Source organism: uncultured Chitinibacter sp. (genome assembly GCF_945957625.1).
GTDB classification, from domain to species: Bacteria; Pseudomonadota; Gammaproteobacteria; order Burkholderiales; family Chitinibacteraceae; genus Chitinibacter; species Chitinibacter tainanensis.
Genome location: NZ_CAMFLP010000020.1, coordinates 1 through 24,742, shown reverse-complemented (window position 1 = coordinate 24,742; position 24,742 = coordinate 1). Strand labels below are relative to the sequence as shown.

Annotated in this window: 17 protein-coding genes; 9 read left to right on the top strand and 8 right to left on the bottom strand. The window is 52.5% G+C overall.

Annotated elements, in window-relative coordinates:
* The first annotated feature begins 47 nt into the window (after window positions 1-47).
* From QV747_RS16040 to QV747_RS16015, 6 genes are all read left to right on the top strand, one after another.
* Window positions 48-3,140 (top strand): hypothetical protein, encoded by a 3,093-nt coding sequence (locus tag QV747_RS16040; RefSeq protein ID WP_273432592.1) that lies wholly within the window; start codon window positions 48-50, stop codon window positions 3,138-3,140.
* The gene (locus tag QV747_RS16035) at window positions 3,140-4,582 is read left to right on the top strand and encodes a glycoside hydrolase family 125 protein (RefSeq protein ID WP_273432591.1); all 1,443 of its coding nucleotides are present in this window, start codon (window positions 3,140-3,142) and stop codon (window positions 4,580-4,582) included. Before QV747_RS16040 ends, QV747_RS16035 begins: the two co-directional genes overlap by 1 nt.
* Window positions 4,579-5,556, top strand: a complete 978-nt coding sequence (locus tag QV747_RS16030; protein ID WP_273432590.1) for a LacI family DNA-binding transcriptional regulator — start codon at window positions 4,579-4,581, stop codon at window positions 5,554-5,556. The genes QV747_RS16035 and QV747_RS16030 overlap by 4 nt, the downstream gene beginning before the upstream one ends.
* 10 nt (window positions 5,557-5,566) lie before the next feature.
* Window positions 5,567-6,754: an AGE family epimerase/isomerase gene (locus QV747_RS16025; protein ID WP_273432589.1), complete on the top strand. Its 1,188-nt coding sequence runs from the start codon at window positions 5,567-5,569 to the stop codon at window positions 6,752-6,754.
* Between the two features lie 63 nt (window positions 6,755-6,817).
* A complete protein-coding gene (locus QV747_RS16020) occupies window positions 6,818-7,765 on the top strand; it encodes a carbohydrate kinase (RefSeq protein WP_273432588.1) in 948 nt (315 codons plus the stop codon).
* A 57-nt stretch (window positions 7,766-7,822) separates the two neighbouring features.
* Window positions 7,823-9,070 carry an ABC transporter substrate-binding protein gene (locus QV747_RS16015; protein WP_273432587.1) on the top strand — a complete coding sequence of 416 codons (1,248 nt, stop codon included), beginning with the start codon at window positions 7,823-7,825 and terminating at the stop codon, window positions 9,068-9,070.
* A 70-nt stretch (window positions 9,071-9,140) separates the two neighbouring features.
* Here the strand turns inward: QV747_RS16015 and QV747_RS16010 are convergent, their stop codons facing one another.
* From QV747_RS16010 to QV747_RS15990, 5 genes are all read right to left on the bottom strand, one after another.
* On the bottom strand, window positions 9,141-9,461 hold the full coding sequence (locus QV747_RS16010) for a hypothetical protein (protein ID WP_273432585.1): 321 nt from the start codon (window positions 9,459-9,461) through the stop codon (window positions 9,141-9,143).
* A 21-nt stretch (window positions 9,462-9,482) separates the two neighbouring features.
* Window positions 9,483-10,130: a DUF4434 domain-containing protein gene (locus QV747_RS16005; RefSeq protein ID WP_273432583.1), complete on the bottom strand. Its 648-nt coding sequence runs from the start codon at window positions 10,128-10,130 to the stop codon at window positions 9,483-9,485.
* Between the two features lie 4 nt (window positions 10,131-10,134).
* Window positions 10,135-10,407, bottom strand: coding sequence for a hypothetical protein (locus QV747_RS16000; RefSeq protein ID WP_273432581.1), 273 nt, complete (start codon window positions 10,405-10,407; stop codon window positions 10,135-10,137).
* 33 nt (window positions 10,408-10,440) lie between these two features.
* Window positions 10,441-11,586, bottom strand: coding sequence for an OmpP1/FadL family transporter (locus QV747_RS15995; protein ID WP_273432579.1), 1,146 nt, complete (start codon window positions 11,584-11,586; stop codon window positions 10,441-10,443).
* Window positions 11,587-11,690: 104 nt separating this feature from the next.
* Entirely contained in the window at window positions 11,691-13,739 is a 2,049-nt protein-coding gene (locus tag QV747_RS15990) for an alkyl/aryl-sulfatase (protein WP_273432577.1), read from the bottom strand.
* 209 nt (window positions 13,740-13,948) lie between these two features.
* Between QV747_RS15990 and QV747_RS15985 the strand changes: the two genes are divergently transcribed.
* Window positions 13,949-14,566: a TetR/AcrR family transcriptional regulator gene (locus QV747_RS15985; RefSeq protein ID WP_273432575.1), complete on the top strand. Its 618-nt coding sequence runs from the start codon at window positions 13,949-13,951 to the stop codon at window positions 14,564-14,566.
* A 46-nt stretch (window positions 14,567-14,612) separates the two neighbouring features.
* On the opposite strand, the gene QV747_RS15980 is transcribed toward QV747_RS15985, so the two are convergent.
* Entirely contained in the window at window positions 14,613-15,266 is a 654-nt protein-coding gene (locus tag QV747_RS15980; RefSeq protein ID WP_273432573.1) for an ABC transporter substrate-binding protein, read from the bottom strand.
* 280 nt (window positions 15,267-15,546) lie between these two features.
* Window positions 15,547-16,224, bottom strand: a complete 678-nt coding sequence (locus tag QV747_RS15975; RefSeq protein ID WP_273432571.1) for a Sir2 family NAD-dependent protein deacetylase — start codon at window positions 16,222-16,224, stop codon at window positions 15,547-15,549.
* A 705-nt stretch (window positions 16,225-16,929) separates the two neighbouring features.
* On the opposite strand from QV747_RS15975, the gene yjjJ reads away from it, so the two are divergent.
* Together yjjJ and QV747_RS15965 are read left to right on the top strand one after the other, a co-directional pair.
* A complete protein-coding gene (gene yjjJ / locus QV747_RS15970; protein ID WP_273432569.1) occupies window positions 16,930-18,234 on the top strand; it encodes a type II toxin-antitoxin system HipA family toxin YjjJ in 1,305 nt (434 codons plus the stop codon).
* A gap of 338 nt (window positions 18,235-18,572) precedes the next feature.
* A complete protein-coding gene (locus tag QV747_RS15965) occupies window positions 18,573-23,879 on the top strand; it encodes a MupA/Atu3671 family FMN-dependent luciferase-like monooxygenase (protein ID WP_273432567.1) in 5,307 nt (1,768 codons plus the stop codon).
* A 29-nt stretch (window positions 23,880-23,908) separates the two neighbouring features.
* On the opposite strand, the gene QV747_RS15960 is transcribed toward QV747_RS15965, so the two are convergent.
* A partial coding sequence (locus QV747_RS15960; protein ID WP_288791559.1) for an IS3 family transposase occupies window positions 23,909-24,742 on the bottom strand: 834 nt, incomplete at its 5' end.

Below are 24,742 nucleotides of genomic sequence, written 5' to 3'. Positions count from 1 at the left end.
TTTAGCAATATGCTTGTTTTGCTAAACAATCACACAGGGGCATAGCCATGTCGGTATTGATTTTCCATGATGACTCTTACCCACAGCTCGGCGAGCAGCCGCCAGACTTGACCATGCCAGTGGGCGCGCAAGTGGTGGCGGGGCAGGCATTAAGCGCGGGGCTGGATGCGGCCACGATGCCCTGCGTGTTGCTGCATTTGCATGGCCCGTATTTTCCCCGTGCGGCGTGGCCTGCCTTGCAGCGCTTTCTGGCGCGCGGCGGGCATTTAGTCAGCTTGGGTGAGCAGGCCTTTAGCGCGCCGGTGGATGAAGACGGCCACAGCCAGCCACGTGCGGCCCTGTTTCGCCAGCTTGATATTCAGGAAATCCAAACCGTAGCGCTTGGTGCGGACTATCAGCTGACCGCGGGCAGCCAATTTAGCTGGCTGAGCGAGCATCTGGCGTGCTTTACCGCCGCCAACATCCGGCAAACCGATAGCTTTGTGCTGATGCCAACCAAACACAAAGACCAGCCGCAAGACTCCGGCTCGGCCGGGCCGATGGATGCGCGCATTTATAGCCTGCTGCAGTGCCAGCAAGCGCATCCACAGCTTGATTTAGCGGCGCAACACAGCGCGAGCCCAGTGGTGATGATCGAGCGTTTGCGCGGTGAGATGGCCGGATCGCGGCAGATTTTTGTCAATCTGACGCCCAACGCTGCGTTCTGGCAGCACGGTGGGATGGCAATGCTGTTGCAACTGGCCCGCCATGCGCTGTGTGGCGTGACCGAATGGTGGCTCAAGCCCGATTTTGCCTGCTACGAGCCGGGCGAAATGGCGACGCTGACTTTGCAAGCCGAAGCACTAGGCGCGGCGCAAGCCGCTGTCTGGCAAGCCAAGATCAGCATCTTTCACCATACTCAACAGGGGTATATAGCCAAAGAGATCTATCAGAATAGCGTTCAGCTTGATACCCATAATGGTGGTATTCAATCGTTACGCTTTACCCTGCCCACGCCGATTCAAGCTGGCCGCTACAGCATCACGGTCGAGCTGAGCAATGCCTTGGGCGACAGCCAAACTTTGCAGCAAGGCTTTTGGGGGCGTGATCAAGCGTTGCTCGCGCGCGGCAGCCAGCTGCGCGCCGGGCGCGATTATTTTGAACGCGATGGCGAGATCATGCCGATTGTTGGCATGACGTATATGGCCAGCGATGTGCATCGCAAATTTTTGCAGCTACCGAATGTGGCGCTGTGGCAGCAAGATATGGCCATGCTCAATGCGATGGGCGTGAACTACATCCGCACCGGCATCTGGAGCGCTTGGCGGCAATTGATGTTTGTCGATGGCCATGCGCAAGAAGCCTTGCTGCGCGCGATTGATGCATTTATCCATACCGCCGCCAGCCTTGATCTGGAGTGCTGCTTTACCTTTTTTGCCTTTACGCCCGAGGCCTGGGAAGGCGCAAACCCCTATCTCGACCCGCGCAGCCGCGCCGCGCAAAAGCGCTTTATTCGCAGCATTGTTGCGCGCCATATCGACACCAAACGCGTGCACTGGGATTTGATCAACGAGCCTTCGCTGTTCGATCCGGCACGGATTTTTGTTGGCCCGCGCAGCTTGGGCGATGCGGATGAGACGCGCGCTTTTGTCGCCTATCTGCAAGGCATTAACGCCGATATTCGCCATTGGCAAACAGCGTGGGATTTAAGCCCAAGCCAGCTGCCCGACTGGTCGGCCGTACGCTCGCCGCAGCCCGACGACATTGGCATGAATACCACCGAAATCCGCCCCAAACAACATGGCATCTGGCTCGACTACGCCCTATTTACCCAAGCCGCGCATCGCGCATGGGCGGCCGATCTGGCCAGCAGCATCCGGCAAATCACGCCGCAAGCGATGGTGTGCGTCGGGCAGGATGAAGCGCTGGGCCAGCAACGCCCGCACCCGTTTTTCTATGCCGATGTGGTGGATTATACCAGCGTGCATAGCTGGTGGCTGAACGACGCGCTGGCGTGGGATAGCCTGTTTAGCAAAACGCCACTGCGACCGAATCTAGCCCAAGAAACCGGCATCATGCACGTCGAGCGCGCCGATGGCCGCTCGCGCCGCAGCGAGGCCGAGCTGATGCAATTGCTCGAGCGCAAATACGCCTACGCCTACAGCTATGGCAATGCCGGTGCGGTGCACTGGATCTGGAATTGCAACTATCACATGGATAATCTGAACGAGTCGCATATTGGCGCCTGCCGCGCCGATGGCTCGCAAAAACCGGAAGCCGCCATCACCGCCGCCTTTGGTGATTTCTTTGCCAAGACAGGGGTATATCTGCAAGAGCGAGAGCTAGCAGACATCGCAGTCATATACCCTTTTAATAACGATTACAGCAATCGCCGCAGCACGCTGGAGGCCACGCAAAATCTGGTGCGCCAATTTGGCTTTGAGCTGGGCCACAATCTGCGCGCGGTCAGCGATCAGGATTTCAGCCCCCTGCATGCAGCGCCCCCCAAGCTGATCATCTGGCCTGCGCCGCAAAATATCGCCCCGGAGAGCTGGCAAGCGCTGAGCGAGTTACTGGCCGAGCAGCCGGTCACCGTCTTGCTCACGGGCCCGGCCACGCTCGATCAATATTTCCGCGCCTGCGCACGACCAGAGTTCACTGAAGCACACACTCGCAATCTCAGCCGCGAAGAGCACATCGACATCGCTGGGCAAAGCTATCGCGCCAGCTTTGGCGGCGAATGTATTGCCCGGCTCGATACCGGTTGCGGTGCGGCGGCCGAAGGCGTGCACGTGCAGCGCATTGCGCTCGGGCGTGGGCAAATAATCTGGTGCCCATTGCCGCTGGAGCATAACGCGCGCCCCGAACCCTTACTGGCGTTGTACCAGCATGCACTGCAGCTGGCGCAAGTGACGCCCGATTGGCAATGGCTGGGCGCAGCCCCGATCGGGGTGTTTTTACAAGCCCAGCGTTTTGCCGCCCACACGCTGTGGATTGCCGTCAATGAAAGCCAGCTCAGCCAAACCATCGCGTGGCAAGACACTCGCAAGCAGCAGCGCTACCAAACCGAACTCCCGGCCGGCCGCGCCCGCCTGTGGCTGACCGACGCGCACGGTGCGGTCAATCAGAGCCTGTGGCAACACCCAGTGGAGTGCATCTGATGAGCCTGAATCAACGCCCTGCCCAAGCGCAATTTAGCTCGCCCATCATCGAGGCCACTCTGCGCCAGATTGCGGCGCAGATTAGCGATCCCGCGCTACGCCAGCTATGGCTCAATTGCTACCCCAATACGCTCGACACCACGGTGTTTTACCGTGAAGACGAACAAGGCCAGCCCGATACATGGGTGATTACCGGCGACATCAATGCGCTATGGCTACGCGATAGTAGCGCGCAAGTTTGGCCGTACTTGCCGTTTGCCAGTCAAAATGCCGGGCTCGCCAAATTGATCGCCGGGCTGATTCGCCGGCAGGTGCGCTGTATTTTGCTCGACCCCTACGCCAATGCTTTTAGCTGGCCCGCTGATTTTCCGCGCCCCAGTACCGTGAGCAAAATCGACAGTGCACAAGCCGATCAAAGTGGCGAATGGCTGGGTGACCACACCACGATGTTGCCGGGCGTGCACGAGCGCAAATGGGAGCTCGATTCGCTGTGTTACCCGATCCGCTTGTCGCACGGCTATTGGCAGGCGACGCAAGACGCCAGCGTCTTTGATGCCCACTGGCTGACGGCGATGCGCTTGGCGGTGAGTACGATGCTGGCGCAGCAACGCAAGCACGATGCCGGGCCGTACCGCTTTACCCGCACCACGCACTGGCAATCCGATACCTTGCCCTGCAATGGCATGGGTAATCCGCTCAAGCCGGTGGGGCTGATTGCGTCGATGTTCCGTCCATCGGACGACGCCTGCATCTTGCCGTTTCTGGTGCCCAGTAATCTGTTTGCCGTGGTGAGCCTACGCCAGCTGGCTAGCTTGCTCGAGATTCATTTCCCAGCGGCACCAGCCGAGGAAGATGGGGGTGAGGATGGAGATAACATCACCTTGGCGCAGCGCTGCCGCGCGCTAGCCGATGAAGTGGAAACGGCCTTGCGCCAATACGCGCAAGTACAGCACCCCAAATATGGCACGATCTGGGCCTATGAGGTGGATGGCTATGGCAATGCCATCATGATGGATGACGCCAATGTACCCAGCCTGCTTTCGCTACCGTATCTCGATGAAAGCCTCGCCAATACTGAGGTCTACGCCAATACCCGTCGCTTTATTTTATCCAGCGACAACCCATGGTATTTCCACAGCGCCGATCAACGATTCGCCGGAGTCGGCAGCCCGCACACGCTGGCGCCGCGCATCTGGCCGATGAGCATCATCATGCAAGCGCTGACCAGCACCGATGCGGCCGAAATTCGTCGCTGTCTGGCGATGCTGTGCGCCAGCGATGGTGGTACGTCGCTGATGCATGAGTCGTTTCACCCCGATGCGCCCAGCGACTTTACCCGTGGCTGGTTTGCGTGGGCGAATACCTTGTTTGGCGAGCTGATTTTGCAGCTGGCGCACCAGCACCCCGCGCTACTGGCCATGCCCGCGCAGGAGGCCGCATGAGCATTAGTTTGCGGCAACTCGCTCAGGCTGCTGGCGTTTCGGTCGGCACCGCCTCGCGGGCCTTGAAACATCAGGGCGGGGTTTCGGAGCAGACCCGGCAGCAAATTTTGCATTTGGCGGCTGAGCTGGGCTACGAGATTACCCGCTTACACACTGAGCCCATACAGCGGGTGTTATTTCTGATGCACCCAGAGCACGCCACCGCGGCGGCCGCGGCATTTTACGCAGACGTCCAAACCGGGGCGGCGGCGGCCTGTCAGCCCGCGGGGATCACCCTGCAGCCATTTAGCCTGAATCCGGCGCTGTCAGTTCGGCGGCAAATCCAGCAGCAGGAAGTCGATGCGATTCTGGTCGCCGGCTTTATCGAGCCCAGCACCCTCAGCGCGGTGCAGGCCTTGGGTAAACCGCTGGCGATGGTGGATACCGCCGCCGTCAATCTCCCCAGCGTGAACCCGGACAATCAGGCGGGCGCTTATGCGATGACGCAAGCACTGATCGCGGCAGGCCGCCAACGTATTGCCTTTGTGTCCGGCTCGCTGGCGCATCACTCGATTAGGCTGCGCGAGCGTGGCTACCGCTTGGCGCTGTTTGATGCGCAACGCTTGGCCGACCCGCAGCTGGAAGTGTTAATTCCGGCAGGGCTGAGCTTGGCACAAGGCGTGCAGCGGGCGCTAACGCAGCTCCTGGCGCTGCCGCAGCCGCCCGATGCGATTGTGGCCTACAACGATGTGTGCGCTCTCGAGATCATGGCGCAACTGCACGCACGTGGTATCGAGATCCCAACCGAAATTGCTGTCGCCGGTTTTGACAACATCGCCGCCGCCGCGCGCCATCAACTCAGTACCGTCGGCGTTAACAAAGCCCTGCTGGGCCGGGCGGGCATTCAGCAATTGCTCGCACACACCCAGCATCACCCGGTGCAGGACGAGCTGCACCCGGTCGAACTTATCTTGCGCCACAGCACCGCCCACTAAGGAGCTTGTTATGCATTTACCTGATTTCAAACAGCCGGCAACGCTGATCAATCATATCCGCCACACACTAGCTTTTTATCATCCGCGCGCCATCGATGCGAGCGGCGGTTTTTATCATTTTTATCGCGACGACGGCACGGTATATGACGCCAGCACCCGCCATCTGGTCAGCAGCACCCGCTTTGTTTTTAACTATGCGATGGCCTATCGGCAATTTGGCGATGCGGATTATCTGGCCGCCACGCGCCACGGCTTAGCGTTCTTGCGCGCGGCGCATCGCAACCCACAGACCGGCGGCTACGCGTGGCAATTGCAATGGCAAAACGGCCAAGCGCTGATCGACGACGCCACCAATCACTGCTACGGCTTGGCTTTTGTTTTACTCGCCTACGCGCACGGCCTCATGGCCGGAGTCAGCGAGGCGCGCGACTGGCTGGAAGAAACCTGGCAAGTGCTGGAAACGCGTTTCTGGCAGCCCGAGTTTGGCCTGTACGCCGACGAGGCCAGCGCGGATTGGAGCCTAAAACCCTATCGCGGGCAAAACGCCAATATGCATGCCTGCGAAGCGATGCTGGCGGCATTTGAAGCCACTGGCGACATCAAATACCTCGATCGCGCTGAGCTACTGGCCGAGCACATTTGCAATCGCCAAGCGGCCCTGGCCGACGGCCTGATCTGGGAGCATTACCACGCCGATTGGTCGGTCGATTGGGATTACAACCGCGATGATAAAACCAATATCTTCCGGCCATGGGGTTTCCAGCCGGGCCATCTGACCGAATGGGCCAAATTACTGCTGATTTTGGAGCGCCACCGCCCCCTGCCGTGGCTGCTGCCGCGGGCTGAAACACTGTTTACCACCGCGATGCAGCGCGCGTGGGATGCCGAATACGGCGGGCTGTATTACGGCTTTGCGCCCGACTTTAGCATTTGCGATAGCGATAAATATTTCTGGGTGCAAGCCGAAAGCCTCGCCGCCGCCGCCCTACTCGCCCAACGCACCGGCCAGCCAGCTTATTGGGCTGATTATCAACGGCTGTGGACGTATAGCTGGCAGCATTTTGTTGACCATCAGCACGGCGGCTGGTGGCGCATTCTCACCGCCGACAATCGCAAATACAGCGATGAAAAAAGCCCAGCCGGCAAAGTGGATTACCACACGATGGGCGCCTGCTATGAAGTGCTCAACGTGCTTTAGGTGGGTATAGCCTCCAAGGTCTTAATTTGTGTTGCTTACGAAGCAATACCACTAGGGGTATTTATGTTTCCACACTTTATCGCCGCCGGTGAGGCACTCACTGATCTGCTACGGCGCGATGCGCAAAGCTGGGAAAGCAAGGTCGGCGGCGCCACTTGGAATGTCGCCCGCGTGCTGGCCAAGCTGGGTGTGCCCAGTGCCTTTGCCGGTGCGGTAAGCCAAGATTGCTTTGGCGATGCGCTGCTGCAGGCCAGCCAAGAGGCGGGGCTGGATTTGCGCTTTATTCAGCAATTGCCCTACTCGCCACTGTTGGCCATCGTGCACCAAACCCAGCCACCGGCGTATTTCTTCATTGGCGACAATAGTGCCGATCTGCACTTCAACCCCGAAGCACTCCCCGCAGGCTGGCTCAGCGCCAGCTGCTGGCTACATTTCGGCGGCATTAGTCTGGCGCGCCCGCAGTTAGCGCAGAAGTTACTGAGCATGGCCCGCCAGGCGCGCGCCGTGGGTGCGCGCATCAGTTACGACCCCAATTTTCGCCTGCTGATGGATCAGCACTACGACCCGGTGTTACGCGAAATGAGCACGCTGGCCGATGTGATCAAAGTCTCGGACGATGACCTGCGCGGCCTGTTTCGCACGGCAGATGAGGCAGATGCCCTGCAACAACTGCGAGCACTGAATCCCAGCGCGCTCATCCTCTACACCCGCGGTGCCGCAGGTGCCAGCCTGTTGCTGGACGGCGGTGCTTGGCACCTCAAACCACCCAAGCTGGCCGTGATTGATACCGTGGGCGCGGGTGATGCCAGCATGGGCGGGCTGATCTGGAGCATGTACCTGCAAGCCGACGCCCCGCCGCAACAGCATCTGGCGTACGCCGTCGCCGCAGGGAGCTTGGCCTGCACTGCGGCTGGGGCTCACCCTCCGTCGCTGGCAGATCTGCGGCAACTGGCGGCGCAGATTATGGCTAGCGCAAAGGCCTCGCCTGATGATTTAAACGCAACATCATAAAAACATGGAGATCATGATTTAAACGCTGCAACGTTTTAAATTTAATTGGAGTCGATTATGAAAACCGCAAAAACAACCCTCGTTCTGTGCCTGAGCAGCATGGCCATGCTCAGTTTGAACGCGCAAGCCGCAACGGAAGTCGAATTCTGGTCCCACGCGCTGGGTGGCACTTACGATCAGTATCATAAAAATATCGTCGACAAATTTAATGCCTCACAAAAAGAAATTAAATTAGTACATAAAGATTTATCCTGGGGTGGCATGAAGCCAGCCGTCGTGGCCGCCATTGCCGAGGGTAAGGCGCCGGGCCTCGTGATGGTGCCGGCCGAATGGATGAATGAAATGGCGCCAAAACTGTTAACGCCCATCACCAAAGAAATAGCGCCCTTTAAAGCACAATACACCGATGCGGCACTGGAAAATGCCAGTAAAAATGGCGAGATTTATGGCTTTCCATCTTATCAAGTTACAGCCGTCATGGTTTACAACAAAGACATGCTGGCTAAGGCTGGCGTAAAACCAGAATTCAAAACCATGGATGATGTCTTTGCTGCCGCCAAAAAAATCAAAGACAAAACGGGTAAGCCGGGCTGGGCGCCCAAATTGCAGGATGGCTTTCAAACTTGGTTCATGTTCCAGAATCTCCCTTTAGTCAAAGACAATAAAGCCGTCTTTAATAGCCCGGCCCACGCGGCCTTGGTACAGAAATTTGCCGACGCCTATAAAGCCGGCATTATTGTCAAAGACACCAGCCTGACTTTCGATAAACAAATTGCCGGCTTTGCCAACAATAGTATTGGGATGTTTGCGGAAGGTGGCCATGCGGTCATTAAAATCAAAGACGCCAACCCACGCGCCTACGCAGCAGCAGGGGTGACTAGCTTCCCGCTCAACGACGCGAAGACTGCTTCATTTGGAGGCTGGAGTACGATGTATGTTGTGCCCAAAGGACAGAAAAACCTCGCAGCGGTGGTCAAAGCAGGCCAATACATCACCAGTGATGAGGTGCAATATGAATTTTCAAAAGCCTCGAACACCTATGCCTCAACCAAACAGGCCAATGCCCGCCTAGCCAATGATCCAGCGATGAAAAATGCCACCGATCTGGGTAAGGTGGCATTCCGGATGGGGGCGCTAACTATTGATAAATCGCGGCATTTCATGATTCGCGATGTGCCTGATGAAGCACTCATGCATAAGCTAATGAACGATAAAATCGATGCGGCAATTCAGGGTCGAATTCCAGTGCAAAAAGCACTGGATGAGGCCGTCGCGGCATGGAATCAACGCCTAGCCAAGCAATAAGCTCTAGCTGTAAGTCAAAAGCGCGGTCTGGCACCGCGCTTTTGATTGCCCACCTAGATGTGGTTGCAAGCTAAGGTTGAATCGGAATAATTTGCTTGTAAATGGGGAGGTGCTGACGACTATTCGCGCTGTTTCTCGCCTTGGCACACGCCAGCTGATTAAGCTGGCTGGGTGCTAATTGATTGGCCGAGAATACCGCTTGAGGAGGTCTTCGGGTTGCGGCGATCCAAACCTTTTTGCGTAACTCTAGATCCTTAGCTTGGGTCAGGCAAAAGAAGTCTTCTTTGCCGACTCGATGAATATCAAAGGTTTCCAGGATGCCATGCCACTGCTGATTGGGTAGCTGGGCAGTAAAGCGCTGCAGATAACGCTGGGTTTGTTGCGCATTCATCCGACCGGTTCCCAACCCATCTTATACCAGCAAGATCATGCCGGTGGTGCGTAGCAGCGTGTTCATTTGCTTGGCAAAATCTGCCGGTGGGGTATGGCCACCAAAAAACGCCGAGGCATAAATTTGGGTGTTGGGCGCAATGGCTTTCAGCTCTTTGCTCAGCGCTAAAAAATGCGCTTGAAGCAGCTTTTGCCGCGCGGGAGTACGCCAATTGAGGTCGTCTATTTCTTCCGGTAAATACCATCCCGCCACGGCACGCGGTGATTGTTGCATGATTTTGCGCGCATTCTGAAGCGCGAATTGCCGACTTTGCGCCAGATACTGCGACAAGGCCTGATCTGATTGGCCCAGCTTGGCGTAATAGTCCTCACCGAGATACAGCCCAAATATGTACTGAATGGCTTTGGGACCAGGTGTTTGTACCACCCGCTGGAGCAGACTGCTCTTGTCGGCGCCCCAGAATTGGTTCTGACCATATTGGCTCCACTGGAAAATCACATGGGTATAGCCTTGCGCACGCAGGTCTTGCCCCATTTCATTCCACGTGGCGGCGCTCACCTGCTGATGTGATAACCACGGCTGATAAAAAATAAATTTTTCTGCCGCTGCCCCAGCGGCGTGACTAGTGAGGTGAACCCAAAGCAAGATACTCAAATACCATTTATTCATCGTATTAACTCGCAAATAAGCCCGTGGCATCTTCGGATGCCTGCGGTAAGCGCTCGGTAATGACGGCGTTCACTGCTTCCGTTTTTTTCGCACGGTCTTCCCAGTATTCGGCCTTCTCTCTGAGCGTGAAACACCGTAATAACAGACAAAGCGCCAAAAAACTCACAAAAAAAGAGAAGCGATTTGCACTGCGCAGCGCTTTGCTCAACTTGCGAGCCGCGCCGTACGGATGGGATTGTCTTGGCTCGGTGTATTTTTTTGCATGAGGGTCTAACATCGCTGCAAATCCTGTGCTCTTAGCGGGGAAAACTTAAAATCGCTTATTCATATTCAGAGTAAAGAAGTACAAGGACGATGATGGGTAGGCACCGCCCAACATCGCACCAGGCACCTGTGAGTCAGCAATGTGCGCATATTCAAACGCAGCACCAAAGCTAGTACTTGGGTTGAGTGCATATTGCGCGCCTACCCCAACACGGATCGTTTTCCCACCCGGCATCGTCAGTGAGGTATTACTCTGATCACGATAAAAGCTCGAATCAAAGGCCAGACCGGTGTTGAGCCTTAATTTTTCAGAGAGTTGATACTGCACACCTAGCGCGGCATGCCAAGTATCTTGCATTTTGCCGGTGAGTGGCGCTTCTGCCTGACCGAGAAACAACTGGTTATCGTTATAGGCAGACCAATCCTGCCAGCCCAGATTGCCCAGCACAGCCCAGCGGGAGTTAAGCTGATGATATGCACTGAGCATTAACTGTTGTGGTGCAATGATTTGGCCGCGTAGCGGTACGCCCCCGTTAATCGAAGCTAGGGCATTACCATCGAATTCGTAACGCGTTCGACTGGTATAGCCTAGGCCAATCCGGCTATCCGGCTTGAACTGATAGAGCACTCCCAACTTCATGCTGTGACTCCAGTCGGTGTCCTCTAGCTGACGCTCACCCTGAAGACTCGCCCGGCTGAGCCCAAACACACCGTAATTGGCCATCACACTAGCCCCAAGCGACCAATGCTCATCCAACTGATACGCCACGGTAGGCTGAATCGTCATGCCCAGCAGCGTGCTTTGTCGTAATGCGCGTTGCCCTGCCCAATCACCGAAATCCATTTTGAGGCCAAAATTGCCATAAATGCCCAACCCCAATTTGAGATCTTCATTCACCGAATGGCTGTAAAAAGCGCTCGCTCCAGGAAACCATCCAATCACATTGCCCGGATTCTGCCCCGCATGGTTTAGCTGATAATGGGAATCGCCATATAAGCCCTGTACACCCAGCGTGAGCACCTCACCTGACAGCAGGGTCAGGCCAGCTGGATTGGTGGCCATGACAGAGGCGTCTTGGGCTCTGGCCGCGGCACCGGCTCCGGCCAAGCCCACATCTTCGGTGCCCAGTTCGTACAAATACAGCCCTCCGGCCCGACTATAGGCTGGCAAGCCTAGCAGCAATGTCAGCATCAAAATGCTGGATATATTCAATGTCTTCATTCGTAGAGTGCGATCTGTTTGGAAGAAAAACGCCCCACCTAAAGCAGGCGGGGCGGAATGAATGCAGTCCGAACTCAATGCGCAGCAGCCTTGGTCCCCGGCAAGATCTCAAAACGCGGATCGAACTTCACCTGCGTACTTTGCAGCTGTTGCAGCACATCCACCTTACCTTCCAACTTGATCTGGCCACGCTTAACCAGCTCATCAAAAGAGGCTTGGCGGGCATACACCGCCTCCAAGGCACTACGCGGCGCGGTAATCGTCAGATCAGCATCTTTGGCCTGGAAACCTTTAATGTTGGTTAACGTCGAGTTGCTCATTTCCAGTACATACTGCTCGCCATTATCTGGCGTGAGCAGATTGATCTTAAAACGCATCCCTGCCGCTTTTTTACTGTCCATCGTAATTGCCAGATAATCCAGCATCAGCTCAGTTGACATCGCACGCAACATATTCGGGCCAGTCCCGCTCGCCGATGCCCCTTGCGGAACGCCATTGCGCAACTCATAGGCACCAGCCAAGAAGCTATTGCGCAACGCCACACTTTCCTTCTGATAGCCCAATTGCTCATACACATCAGCCAATAGGAGCTTGGCTGCTTTGTTAGCAGGCTCGGCCAAGGTCAGCTTATTCAACAGTTCAACCGCCTCAAGATATTTGCCAACCTTGTGCAAAGATTTGGCTTTAGCCATGATTTTCTTGCTCCCGCCCATCATCTCGACGTACAGGGGCGCAGAATCGCGCGGTGATAAGGGCACTAGCGTGGCCGGGTTGGCATCCCAATAACCTAAATAGCGATTTAGCACCGCCCGGCTATTGTGCTCCTCCGACCCATGGTACGAATGAGCAGCCCAGTTTTGCTGCAACGATACCGGTGGCTTATACACATTGTGGATCTCGTTAATCGTGACCCCCTGATTGGCATGGTGCAGCACATCGTTATTCAAATTGGCATAAATATCCCGCTGGGTACGTAGCACCTCCTGCACTCGCTCTTTACCCCAGCGCGGCCAGCTGTGCGACGAGAACATCACGTCAGTTTTATCGCCAAATAGATAGAGCGTTTCATTAATATTTTTTGACCACAGCAAGGCATCACGAACCAGTGCGCCACGCAAGGTATAAATATTGTGTACAGTTCCGGTCACATTTTCCGCCGCCCAGAAAGCATTAAACTGAGGGAAGTAGGTATTCATCTCGGCAGGCGCTTCAGTCCCAGGCGTATTCTGGAACACCATTTCTACGCCATCCACAGTCATGGTTTGGATATGCTTGCTGATAATTTCAGTCGGTGGAATCAGCCCCAACTCGCCAGCGGCGACATTTTTACCAATGGCCTGATCGACGTGCCCATGTGGGTTACGGGGCAATAAGGTCCCGTAGGCCAGAAGCATCCGGCGAGCCATCGCATTACCGGCGTATACATTTTCAGAAACGGCGTGCTCCATAAACCCTTCTGGCGCAATTATTTTCACCTTGCCGTTTTTGACGTCATCTTCATTGACGACACCATGTACGCCACCAAAGTGATCGCCATGTGAGTGTGAATATACGACGGCCACGACCGGGCGCTCGCCCAGCTGTTCATTGACAAAGGCCAGCGCAGCCCTTGCAGTTTCCTTGGCAGTAAGTACATCAAATAAAATCCAGCCGGTATCACCTTTAATGATGGTCATATTGGCCAGATCAAAACCACGAACTTGATAAATCTTGCCGGGTACCACTTCATATAGGCCGTAGCCCATATTCAAAATGGCCTGACGCTGCAACGATGGATGAATACTGTCAAAGTCTTTGCCTTGCAGCAGGTAGTCATAGCTGCCGATATTCCAGGCAACATGCCCGGCATCAGCCATGATTTCGCGATAGCTGGGCGCAGCAACAAAGCCTTTGCGCGACTCTTCAAAATCGCGCTCATCATCAAATGGCAAACTGTTGCGAGCGGCCTGCTGCTTCGCAATTGTAAATTCTGAAGGCGGCTTACCCAGTGGATCAAAGTGCTTACCTTGCATCGCAGCAGGATCAGTCATCGCGCTGCCACCCGCACCTGCCGCAAACGCAGCGTTGTGCACCATTCCCAACAATGCCATCGTCAGCAGTAAAGTGCGTGGTTTGAAATTCATATCGATTCTCCAATAGATGAGGGCCGGTCGAGTTGAGGCCCTATAGTCTGGCTACACAGCCTGTGCCAATTAGTACAATTGACCTACGCAACCAAGTCTAGGACAATTGACCTATTCTGTATTGGTAAATATTTCGCACCTGCCGATCAACTGCTGCTCGCAATTGATCTAAAGCAAACGAATCGATCACCATGGCTCAAGGAGATAACATGACAACGGCAAACACAATGGACACACCAGACTCAAGCGGCGACACAAGCAATACTCGCAGCCAAATTCTGTATGCCGCCATGGCGGTATTAATTGAAGTAGGGCAAGCAGCCTTCACCACACGTCGCGTGGCTGAACGTGCGGGGATCTCGCTGGGCAATCTCACTTACCACTTCCCCAGCAAACAGCGCTTAGTGCAAGCGATGATTGGCGAGCTATTGGCGCAGTACCAGCAGCGGTTTGAGCAAATGCTGGCCTCAAAGAATGTGCAGAACAGTCTGAATGAACTAATTAATTGGCTAATGGTGGATGCAATCGACAAAAAAACCGTGCATCTATTTCGCGAGCTTTGGTCACTATCGCTGCATGACGAGGAAATTGCTATCGCTATGGATACTTTTTACACCCAAAGCATTGCCCTTACAGCGCAGTTACTGCAGCAAAATTTCCCCAAGGCATCACCTGCGGCTGTCAATGAACTAGTGACCCTACTGGCGGTCGCGACCGAGGGATGCATCGTTTTGTATGGTAACCAGCACTCACATCGGGTTTCACATTCGCAACTGATTGCGCTTATTCAAAAATCAGCTAAAAATTTAATTCGACAATCGATTTAATCGAATTGAACAACACAAAACAACCAACCCTGAATATAAAGCATGATTAATCAATTGCTGCAGCGCGTTTTTTCAGCTGCCTAATCACATCAGGATGGGTTGAGCTGTTAATCGCAATATACAAATTGCTATCGAGTTCATCTAAAGGCAAGGCAATACTCACGCGCTCATATTTTTCATTCAGCTGCGCCAGTTTGCTGCGCATCCCTATTTCGGTGAGAATGGCCAGATCACAGCGACCAGCGAGTAGCTTTTTGATATTCAGTGATGAATCAGCCGCTAAATCAATTTGCGCAAACTGCTTTTGCTGCAAAAATTCAGCTCGATAGTCGCCGCGCACGGCACAAACCCGATATTTCTTGGCTGCCTGCAAATTATTAATGCGAATATCGCTCCGTTCGGTCAGGCGATAGAAATAAACCGTTGCATTAAATAGCCGGTATAAATAGGTGAGGCTAGCCTCACGCTCGGGGGTTTTGGCGATTGGGAAAATCAGTACATTGGGCTGGCTCAGCGCCTCTTTGTAAGCTCGCACCCACGGCTGTACTTTAATATCTTTGCTTGAATAATTAATCGCCTGCAAAAAGCGCTTGAGCCGCGGCTTGGTGAGCCCCTCTAGCTGCCCTTGCTCATCGAGGGTGACGTAGGGCGGATCATTTTCGGTGTAGATCGTCAGCGCCGGCCAATTATCGGCCCACACCGTCTGGCTCGTCGTCAGCAGTACGCAGGCGGCCAACCTCAGCCCCCGCCGAACCGCACCACCTCGCCATATCTGAGCCCAAATCGCCATGTTTAGTCAGGGGTTTCGCCTGCCGATTACTTTGCGTGAACTATAGTCGCTGTGATGTGGCTTTGTGCTAGAAAACCGAGCGACCCGATGGCCTTTGGTACTGTTGCGACGCAACCTCTGGTGTCAGGTGCACGCGGTTTAGAGCCCCCACACACCTTGATCAGTCAATATATTAGCCTGTGAGGCTTTATCAATCTCTATTAGCCTCCAAAGAGGCTATCCATTCACAAACCCCCTGTAGCGCTGGAGCAGGAATACACTCCGCGCCATATTGGCGTGCAGAATCGGGAATATTGGGGTCGATCATCACGATGCGCGGTAGTCGTTGCATCGAGCGGATTAGATGAATCGGGTCGACCACGTTCAGACTAGTGCCAACGACGACAAAAATATCATCCTCGGTTAAATCACTAGCAATTTGATAGAGGGTTTCGTATTGAGGGGCTGGCTCACCAAAAAAGACAATGCCCGGTTTAGTGATGCCACTACCGCAGGCGGGGCAATCATCGGCCTGGAATGCCTGATCGCCAATGTGCCAGTAATGCAAACAGGCGGCACAGGACATTTGATCCACCCGCCCATGCAGGTGGATGACGTCTTGAGTTCCTGCTTTTTCATGTAGTAAATCAATATTGGTGGTGATCACCGTAACGGGTGTTTTCTGCTGCAACTGTGCAATGGCCGCGTAACCAGCGTGCGGTTGTGCATCGCCATACTGCCGTTTCCGCGCATTGTAGAATTCACGCGTTAGCTGACGGACACTCGCGTCGAGGCGATAGCGATCGAAATTGCAGACCAGATTGATATCATGCTTTTCCCACAGGCCATCACTCGCACGAAATGTTGGCAAGCCAGAATCAGCAGCCATACCTGCTCCGGTAAAGAAGTAAATCATGCGCGCACCCTATCGATTGATCACAGCATTCTAAACTGAATGACGATCTATCCACATTGAAGTCGAAGCGATGGAAATGGAGTGCTTATTGGGTAGGCTTACATCGCAAAAACAGCCGCTGGCCAATTTTGGACGAAAAAAAACCTAGGCCTGAAACCTAGGTTTTTCATTTTGGTTGCGGGAACAGGACTCGAACCTGTGACCTTCGGGTTATGAGGCCAATCCTACACACACTCTCCAAACAACATATTAGGCAAATATTCTATGTTTTACAACAGTTTTTCTACCGTAACTCGCCATTTATCCGCCCCTTGGCGCTCCATACGAATACGTCAGTCAAACCAAAAAAGCGGTAATTTTGATGTTAAATAGAAACGCAGTTTTGACCGTTGGTGAGTTCACCAGATAAGTTGTCCTCAAACCTATGAACCGGCAAGTGCCCCTTGAACCGTCCATCCCTTTTGAGCCTGTTTTGACAATAAGCTGGCACCTGCCCTCTTGCGGAAAGGCTCATGCCCACACTTAAAACGGAAAATGGTAAACAGAACTCAACGGGGGGCTCTGCCGATTGATATATGGTTGTGCGTTGAATCGAATTACTTGGAGACCTGACAACTCCCCCCTAAGCAGCTACACTGATCATCAGCATATTTATCTATTCATTAATCTATTCAGTCCATGCGCATTCATACGGAAATTCTGAGGCACGCACTTGATCAAGGGCCTTGTACAGCACGCCAACTCGCTGAAAAGGCAGGAATAAGCCAGCCCACCGTGTCACGTGCTCTATCTAAGTTGGGTGCATCAATTGTTCGGATTGGCGCTGGTCCTTCTATTCAATACGCCATAAAAGATGAATTCCGAGGGCTTGTTGCAACGCCAATTTACCGGGTGAGTTCTGCTGGGAAAATTGAAGAGTTAGGCACTCTTGTTCCAGTACGCCCCCAAGGTTTTGTGATGCAGTACGTCACAGGAAAAACGATATACAGCGAAGGACTACCTTGGTGGTTAGTAGATATGCGACCACAAGGCTTTCTTGGGCGAGCTTATGCTTCGGTTTACGCTGCGGGTCTTCATTTGCCGCCTAACCCAGAACACTGGAATGATGCTGAAGTACTGAAGGCACTGTTAACACATGGGCATGACAACATGGGCAACCTGCTGATCGGTTCAGAGGCCCGAGATCGATTCCTTAACATGCCACTGCCTGTGCCGGTGAACCGAGCGGAAGATTACCCAGTACTTGCCAAGGCAGCGGCATTAGGCGAAGCCCCAGGCTCATCCGCCGGAGGCGAACAACCGAAATTTTGTGCTTACAGTGTACTGGGACACGTGCTGGTTAAATTCACGGCCCCCACCGATAACCCAGTAAGTGAGCGATGGCGCGACCTGTTATTGGCTGAGCACTTGGCGCTAGAAGTACTCGGGGTCAAGACAGAGGTCTATGATTTCGGGGGGCAGCGATTTCTAGAAGTGCCTCGTTTTGACCGAGCAGGCCAACTGGGCCGAGTCGGTATCTGTTCACTACGTGCTCTAGATATGGAATTCGTGGGCGATGCGCTAGCGCCATGGCCGACATTAGTCACTAAGCTTGCGGCAGTTGGGCTGCTCCAATCATCAGCAGTTTCAGAAACCGCTCGACTATGGGCCTTCGGCTGTTTGATCGGCAACACGGACATGCATGCGGGTAACTTGTCATTCATTGGCAGCGAAGGGGGTACGTACCAATTAGCACCCGCCTACGATATGTTGCCGATGGCCTTTGCTCCGCGAAGCAGTGGCTCGATCATTGATACTTTAGCGCCAGCCACATTAAGCACAGCCGTGCCAAACGAAATCTGGCGTGAAGCCTTGCAGTTAGCAGACGCATTTTTGAGGGCGATTCAAAATTACGATGGCTTTTCTGCACGGTTTTTGCCGTGCATTGCGTCAATACGTCGACATATTGATGCTGCAGCCATCCAAATAGAGCGACTAGCTTAGGGTGGGCTCAATAATAGCGATACTTTGAAACGCTTAGCATCCGAGAAGATGTACTTGCGACACAGCTCGGCTAAGGGCATGCCGGCTTCTGCCATAGGAAGCCGATGATTAGTTCTTCGGTGAATCGTTTCTTTATGTCCAACTCCTTGCTATGGTGGATTGGAATCTAAAGTAACGCCTTACTCAAGATGGGGTGGACGTCGACTCCCCCATGGAGATTGACCCGCAAAAAGAGTTTTGGCGACTCGCGACAATCAATCAGAAATATCGATCTGATATGATGATGGAATACACATGTATTTATTCTGTCAGTTAAAACATCCTTACGAAGCACCTTAATGACCTTAATGACGTACCTGTGGCAGCGGAGCCGCGAACAATCTGATCATGCTGTTTATTTCTTTCTCAATAGCGATGGTGATGTTCAGTATCGACTTTCATATCTGGAGCTACATAACCAAGCGTGTGCAATCGCGCATGCGTTGCGCCAGAGATTGACACCTGGTCAGCGGTGCCTTCTTTTATTTCCTCAAGGTATAGATTTTGTCGTTGCATTCTGGGGCTGTCTTTATGCTCGTGTAGTACCTTTACCAGTTTTCCCTCCAACAAAATCACAGCAAAGCGCTAGACTGCTTGCGATTATTGGTGATTCGCAAGCTCAACTGGCGCTCACAAATGCCGCGTTCAAAGAAAAATGCCTGAAATGGCTTGGTGACTCCTCTGAAAGTCAGTTGGAGCTCTGTGTTCTCAGCGATTTACAATTAACCCAGCAAAGTGAGGATGCTTGCTCATTTATTAATGAATGGTGTGAAGAGGATCTGGCATTTATTCAGTACAGTTCGGGTTCAACAGGTACTCCGAAGGGTGTACCTATTTATCATCGTGAGTTACTGGAAAACCTTGAGCAAATCAGACAATGCTTTCATTTAACCAAAGAAACAATTGGGGCAAATTGGCTACCGCTTTATCATGACATGGGATTGGTAGGACATTTGCTTTGTCCTATTTATGTCGGATGCCAGCAATACTTCTTTGGCGCACAAGACTTCTTACGCAAGCCAAAATTATGGTTTGAAGTTATAACTCGTTACCAAGTAACGACAAGCGGAGCCCCTAACTTTGCATACCAGTACTGCATAGACCGCATAAATGATGATGACTTGATAGGGGTAGATTTAAGCCAATGGGCCCAAGCTTATTGCGGAGCAGAGCCTATTCAAGCAAACACACTACTAGACTTCTATTCCCGATTTGCTCATGTCGGTTTCCGACAGAATGCATTATTACCTTGCTATGGCATGGCTGAGACCACGCTTATCGTTAGTGGCTTTAAGCCTAAAGGGCTTGTTGCAAATACATTAGAGGTAGATAAGTCTGCACTAGAGCACGGGGTGGTTGTTACCCTACCTAATAGCGAACATCGTTTGGTTAGCTGCGGCTCTCCAAGCAATAATACCGAAATTTTTATAATTGATTCGCGCACACGTGCTTTTTTACCTGAAAATCAAATTGGTGAAATATGTGTCCGTAGTTTTTCGAATGCTCGAGGCTATTGGAAAAAGCCAGAATTGGACGACGAGCTATTCTTGAATCTAGATGACTCAGCGCCTTTGCTGCGTACAGGTGATCTTGGCTTTCTATCTCAAGGGGAACTTTATGTAACCGGACGACTGAAAGAAATGATTATCATTCGCGGTAGAAATTTATACCCATCGGATATTGAAAACCTCGTTAGCAAGGCTCATCCAGCAATAAATTCTCAGCGAATTGTTGCCTTCGCTATCGAGGAGACACAGGGTCAATCCTTGGCTCTTGTCGCTGAGCTTGAACGAAGTCAGTTACGCAAATGTAACCCAGCCGATGTTTGGCAGGCGATAGTCAAAATTATCTCCGATGAATTATCGATCCAATTGACTGCGGGGGCACTTCTTAAACCTGGTCAGTTGCCCATTACGTCAAGTGGCAAACGTCGGCGTTTGGCATGCCGCGAATATTGGGAAAATGATCATTGGCAAAGCATATTTACTACAGGGAATAAAAGAGCTACCGACGACGTTATAGAGACGGACAAGAGTACAAGCTTGATTGAGTGGCTGCGAGAGTATCAACTTCGTCGTTTGCAATCGCAACAAATGGATGAACGTCGGAGTATCGATCCGCATTTGTTGTTGCAACTGGGTAAGCGCGGCTTTTTTGGCCTGAATATTCCTGCCCAATATGGTGGACAGGGCCTCTCGCAACAGCAGACCCTGCGGGTTATGCAGCAGTTGGGCGCGATGGATGTCAGCATAGCAGCCATGCTTGGAGTACATCTGGCTCTGGCCGTAGAGCCAATTGTCCGTCACGGCTCGAATCAGCAGAAGGTCATGCATTTGCCCTCTCTTGCCCGTGGGCAATCTCTTGCTGCTTTTGCCATAAGTGAGCCGAATGCTGGTGCGAATCCTCGTTCGCTAAAGAGCCTCGCCAAAGCAAGCTCAACTGGTTGGATGCTGTCCGGTAATAAGTGCTGGATTGGCAATGCCGGATGGGCAGATACCTTGCTTGTTATTGCAAAAAGTGAGAGCACTACTCAGCAGCCCCTTGGGTTGAGCGCCTTCTTAGTCAATACAGAACAAGAGGGAGTACACATTGGCCCAGAAGCGATGACAACAGGCATGCGCGCTATGGTGCAAAATTCGCTTTGGTTCGACAGAGTTTCATTGACGAATGAGCAAGTACTTGGTCAGGTTGGGCACGGTTTCCGTATTGCAGAAACTGCAATGCATACGGGACGACTTGGCATTATGGCTATATGTGTTGGCGCTTTACGGCGTTGTTGCCAACAACTTCTCAGACATGCGCAAGAGAGGCAAATTGCTTCGGGACGCTTAATTGATCAGAGTTTAATCCAGCTGTGGCTACGTGAGGGACTCAAAAAGGCTGACTTGATAGAGCGTTTCAGCCAGCGGATTGCATTAAAACGCGATATGGAAATTGAAGTCTCTAGCGATATTTATGCAATTGGAAAATGCCTTGCACCGGAGTGGCTTGGAGAAACGATCGATCAACTCCAGCAAGGATTAGGAGGGCGTGGTTACATCGAAGATAGTTTGGTGCCACAGCTCTGGCGAGATGCTCGACTTCTCAGAATTTTCGAGGGCCCAACTGAAACGCTGTTAAGCCACTTAGGCCAGAGATTGTGGCAACAAGAACAAGAATTAGAAAAAGCATTCACGAAATTCGAAGCAATTGCTCCATTTGAAAAACTGCGGGCTTGGAAAGAAGAGCATGCTCTGAAATCACTTCACCAAGATTGGACATATTACGTTAGCGGAGAGTTGGTTTGTTTATGTCTAATAGAAAGTTTCTGCCAGCACGAAGACGAGATCCTTTTTATCCAATCCCGCTTGCAGCAAGCCTTTGCTAAAACAAACTTATCTATCGATCGTTATCCGGAGACTGAGTTATTAGCGCTTAGTGTTCAGCTAGACAGCCAAATTGGTCCGCTCGGCAGTCAAAAGGCTACTCCGCCTAATGACATTGAAGCTCGCCTATCCTGGCAAACGAATGCTGAATTAACAAGAAATTTGAATACATTCGATGAAGAAATTGAAAGCCCTGCAATTGCCACATATGCGGCTCAGCAACCTTATGAAGAATGGTTGATTAATTGGCTCCAGAAAAATGTTAAGCCGTCCACTAAAGTGGAGCGTTCCACTGCTATAAATAGCCTCGGATTAGATTCAATTATTGCAGTCGAATGCTCCGTGGCTTTCGAAGAACACTGGAACAAATCGCTGCCAGTCGAGTGGTTTTGGCAAGTCGAACGTATTGATCAAATATCAGCACTACTGTGCGAGAGCTACAGTCCAGAATCTTCCTCTGTCGAAACTGTGAACAATTCAGTATCAGAGCAAGCCTGCTCAGCAGTCGAACTGAGTGAGCCCAGTTCTCAATCTTCGCTCGGCTTAAGTCTATTCTTTTTTGGGCAAAGCGAAGCTACTCGTGATGAAAATCCATACGAATTGATTCGTGAAACTGCCGAGTTTGCTGACGTGCATGGGTTTGAGGCAATTTGGCTACCTGAGCGACACTTTCATCGCTTTGGAGCTGCATTCCCAGACCCTGCAGTTCTTGCTAGTGCACTCAGCCAAGTAACTAAGAATCTCCGATTGCGGGCGGGTAGCGTCGTACTTCCGTTGCATCATCCTGCACGTATTGCAGAACAGTGGTCTTTAGTTGACCAACTGTCTAAAGGTCGCGCAGGAATAGCAATTACGGCAGGCTGGAATCAGAATGACTTTGTATTGAGTTCGTCAGATGCCTACACCAATCGTTTTGAATCTCTTGGTAAACAAATTCAGCAACTCCGACGATTCTGGCAACAAGAGCCTGAAACTTTAATCAACCCATCTGGAGACTCCATCTCGCTGACTACATATCCCAAACCTTTCCAGTCGTTAGCGCCGTTATGGCTAACTTGCAATCGCCGGAAAGAAGGATTTATTGAGGCAGGGAGCTTAGGCGTTAATCTACTGACGGCTTTGCTAAGCCAGACGGAAGACGAGTTGGCCGAAAATATTAAATACTATCGGCAATCGTTGGTCGATTCGGGATTCTCATCTCAGCAGGGTAGAGTAACGCTGATGGTTCATTGTTTTGTGCACGACAATCCTGATGAATTAAACGAGTGGGTCACACCAGCGCTGCATGAATATCTCCATAGTTCTGCAGATTTATGGCAGCAAGGTAGCAAAGCATTGCATGCTCAAGGCGCAGAGGAAAGGGAGAAGTTGATAAGGTTCGCGGCGATGCGCTACCGCAAAAGTCAGGCATTGATAGGCAGCACAGAAGAGTGTTACGCAAAACTGGAGCGTTGGCATGAATTAGGAGTGGATGAGGTGGCTTGTCTTGTCGACTTTGGATTGTCAGCTCAACAAATAAAATTGGGGCTTCAATCACTTTGTAAACTCGTGCCTTCTAAGGTGAATCCGCTTGAGAATACTGTGAAGTGTTTAATTCCAAATCCCCAAGCGAAGTACAAGTTGCTTTGCCTTACGCCAGCTGGAGCATCGCCATACTGTTATTTTGCTTTAGCGCAAGCATTATCCACAGAATGGGAGTTGTGGGTTCTAAGCTATCAAGACTACGACACTCTAGATTCGCTGCTCAATGGATTGCAGAACCAAGCTATGGCGCTAATTGATAGGCCATTTTCGATCTATGGACAGAGTTTTGGTGGCTTAATGGCATTTGAATTAGCTAGGAAACTGGAGTTGTCGGGGAATCTACCCAGCTGGGTTGCTGTTGCTGCGCAGCATAGTCCTACATTAAGCTATCCGCACAATACTCCGAGTTCAGAATCTGACTGGCAAGCTCTTGGGGTTAATAGCCCTATGCAGCGAGTTAGAACATTAGCCCAATTAGAAATTCAAGCGAAAGAGTATAAGTATCAAGTAGAACCTTATTTAGTTGCACCGCTGCATCTTGTTTACGGTGAAAAAGATGAGTTATTAGAGCCGAGTCAGGTCTTAGCATGGCAGGAAGTGAAAAAGCCTGCATCCGCGAATAGTTTGGATGCAAAGCATCACTTCATGTTGACGGACTCTAGCCAGCTTGCAATCTGGATAGACGCTTGGCAACGTAGTGCTACCACAAAGGATTGACCTCCTCCCTACAAACCGAGCGGTCTGACTTAGAGATCCCGGGCTTCAAGGTGGGCGAGTCGGAACTCGCTGGGAGTCCGGTCGCCCAGAGAGCTATGTGGCCTAAACTCATTGTAATCCTGTCGCCAACGTTCGATCTTGTCACGGGCATCATCCAATGACAGAAACCAATGTACGTTCAGGCACTCATCCCGCAAGCTGCCATTAAACGACTCGATAAAGGGATTATCCGTGGGTTTTCCTGGTCGCGAGAAGTCCAGCGTCACACTTTGTTCATAGGCCCATTGATCCAGCGCCAGAGAAATAAATTCACTGCCGTTGTCCACCTGAATCCGCTGGGGCGTACCGCGTAAAGCTTGCACATGCCGCATCGTCGTGACGACATCCTCGGCCTTTAGGGCGAAGTCTACCGTGATCGCCAAGCTTTCCCGACTAAAATTATCCACTACAGTTAAGGCTCGGATCCGCTGGCCATTAAACAGCTGATCGGCGACGAAATCCATGCTCCAGCACGCATTCAAACTAGAAACGGTCGGCCGTGCCACCCGATGAGCCGCAGCCACGCGCCGCCTTGGGCGCTTGCGTCGCAGGTTCAGCCCCTCCTCGCAATAAATCCGGTAGGTCTTCTTGTGATTGATCCGCCAGCCTTCGCGTCGCAGCAGAACATGAATGCGGCGCGCCCCATAGCGAATGCGCGTGGCAGCAATTTCCCGAATACGCTGCCGCTCGGCACGATCGTCACGAGGATGGGGACGATAAAAGTACGTCGCTTGCCGCAGCTGAATAACGGCCGTGGCACGCCTGATACTGACGCGATACGCGCCAATCAGGAAATTAGCCAGCTCGCGTTTGCTAGCCGGCTT

Coding starts and splice junctions, on each gene's coding strand:
- QV747_RS16040 (WP_273432592.1), top strand. CDS start 48: ATGTCGGTATTGATTTTCCATGATGACTCTTACCCACAGCTCGGCGAG.
- QV747_RS16035 (WP_273432591.1), top strand. CDS start 3,140: ATGAGCCTGAATCAACGCCCTGCCCAAGCGCAATTTAGCTCGCCCATC.
- QV747_RS16030 (WP_273432590.1), top strand. CDS start 4,579: ATGAGCATTAGTTTGCGGCAACTCGCTCAGGCTGCTGGCGTTTCGGTC.
- QV747_RS16025 (WP_273432589.1), top strand. CDS start 5,567: ATGCATTTACCTGATTTCAAACAGCCGGCAACGCTGATCAATCATATC.
- QV747_RS16020 (WP_273432588.1), top strand. CDS start 6,818: ATGTTTCCACACTTTATCGCCGCCGGTGAGGCACTCACTGATCTGCTA.
- QV747_RS16015 (WP_273432587.1), top strand. CDS start 7,823: ATGAAAACCGCAAAAACAACCCTCGTTCTGTGCCTGAGCAGCATGGCC.
- QV747_RS16010 (WP_273432585.1), bottom strand. CDS start 9,461: ATGAATGCGCAACAAACCCAGCGTTATCTGCAGCGCTTTACTGCCCAG.
- QV747_RS16005 (WP_273432583.1), bottom strand. CDS start 10,130: ATGAATAAATGGTATTTGAGTATCTTGCTTTGGGTTCACCTCACTAGT.
- QV747_RS16000 (WP_273432581.1), bottom strand. CDS start 10,407: ATGTTAGACCCTCATGCAAAAAAATACACCGAGCCAAGACAATCCCAT.
- QV747_RS15995 (WP_273432579.1), bottom strand. CDS start 11,586: ATGCTGACATTGCTGCTAGGCTTGCCAGCCTATAGTCGGGCCGGAGGG.
- QV747_RS15990 (WP_273432577.1), bottom strand. CDS start 13,739: ATGAATTTCAAACCACGCACTTTACTGCTGACGATGGCATTGTTGGGA.
- QV747_RS15985 (WP_273432575.1), top strand. CDS start 13,949: ATGACAACGGCAAACACAATGGACACACCAGACTCAAGCGGCGACACA.
- QV747_RS15975 (WP_273432571.1), bottom strand. CDS start 16,224: ATGGCTGCTGATTCTGGCTTGCCAACATTTCGTGCGAGTGATGGCCTG.
- yjjJ (WP_273432569.1), top strand. CDS start 16,930: ATGCGCATTCATACGGAAATTCTGAGGCACGCACTTGATCAAGGGCCT.
- QV747_RS15965 (WP_273432567.1), top strand. CDS start 18,573: ATGACCTTAATGACGTACCTGTGGCAGCGGAGCCGCGAACAATCTGAT.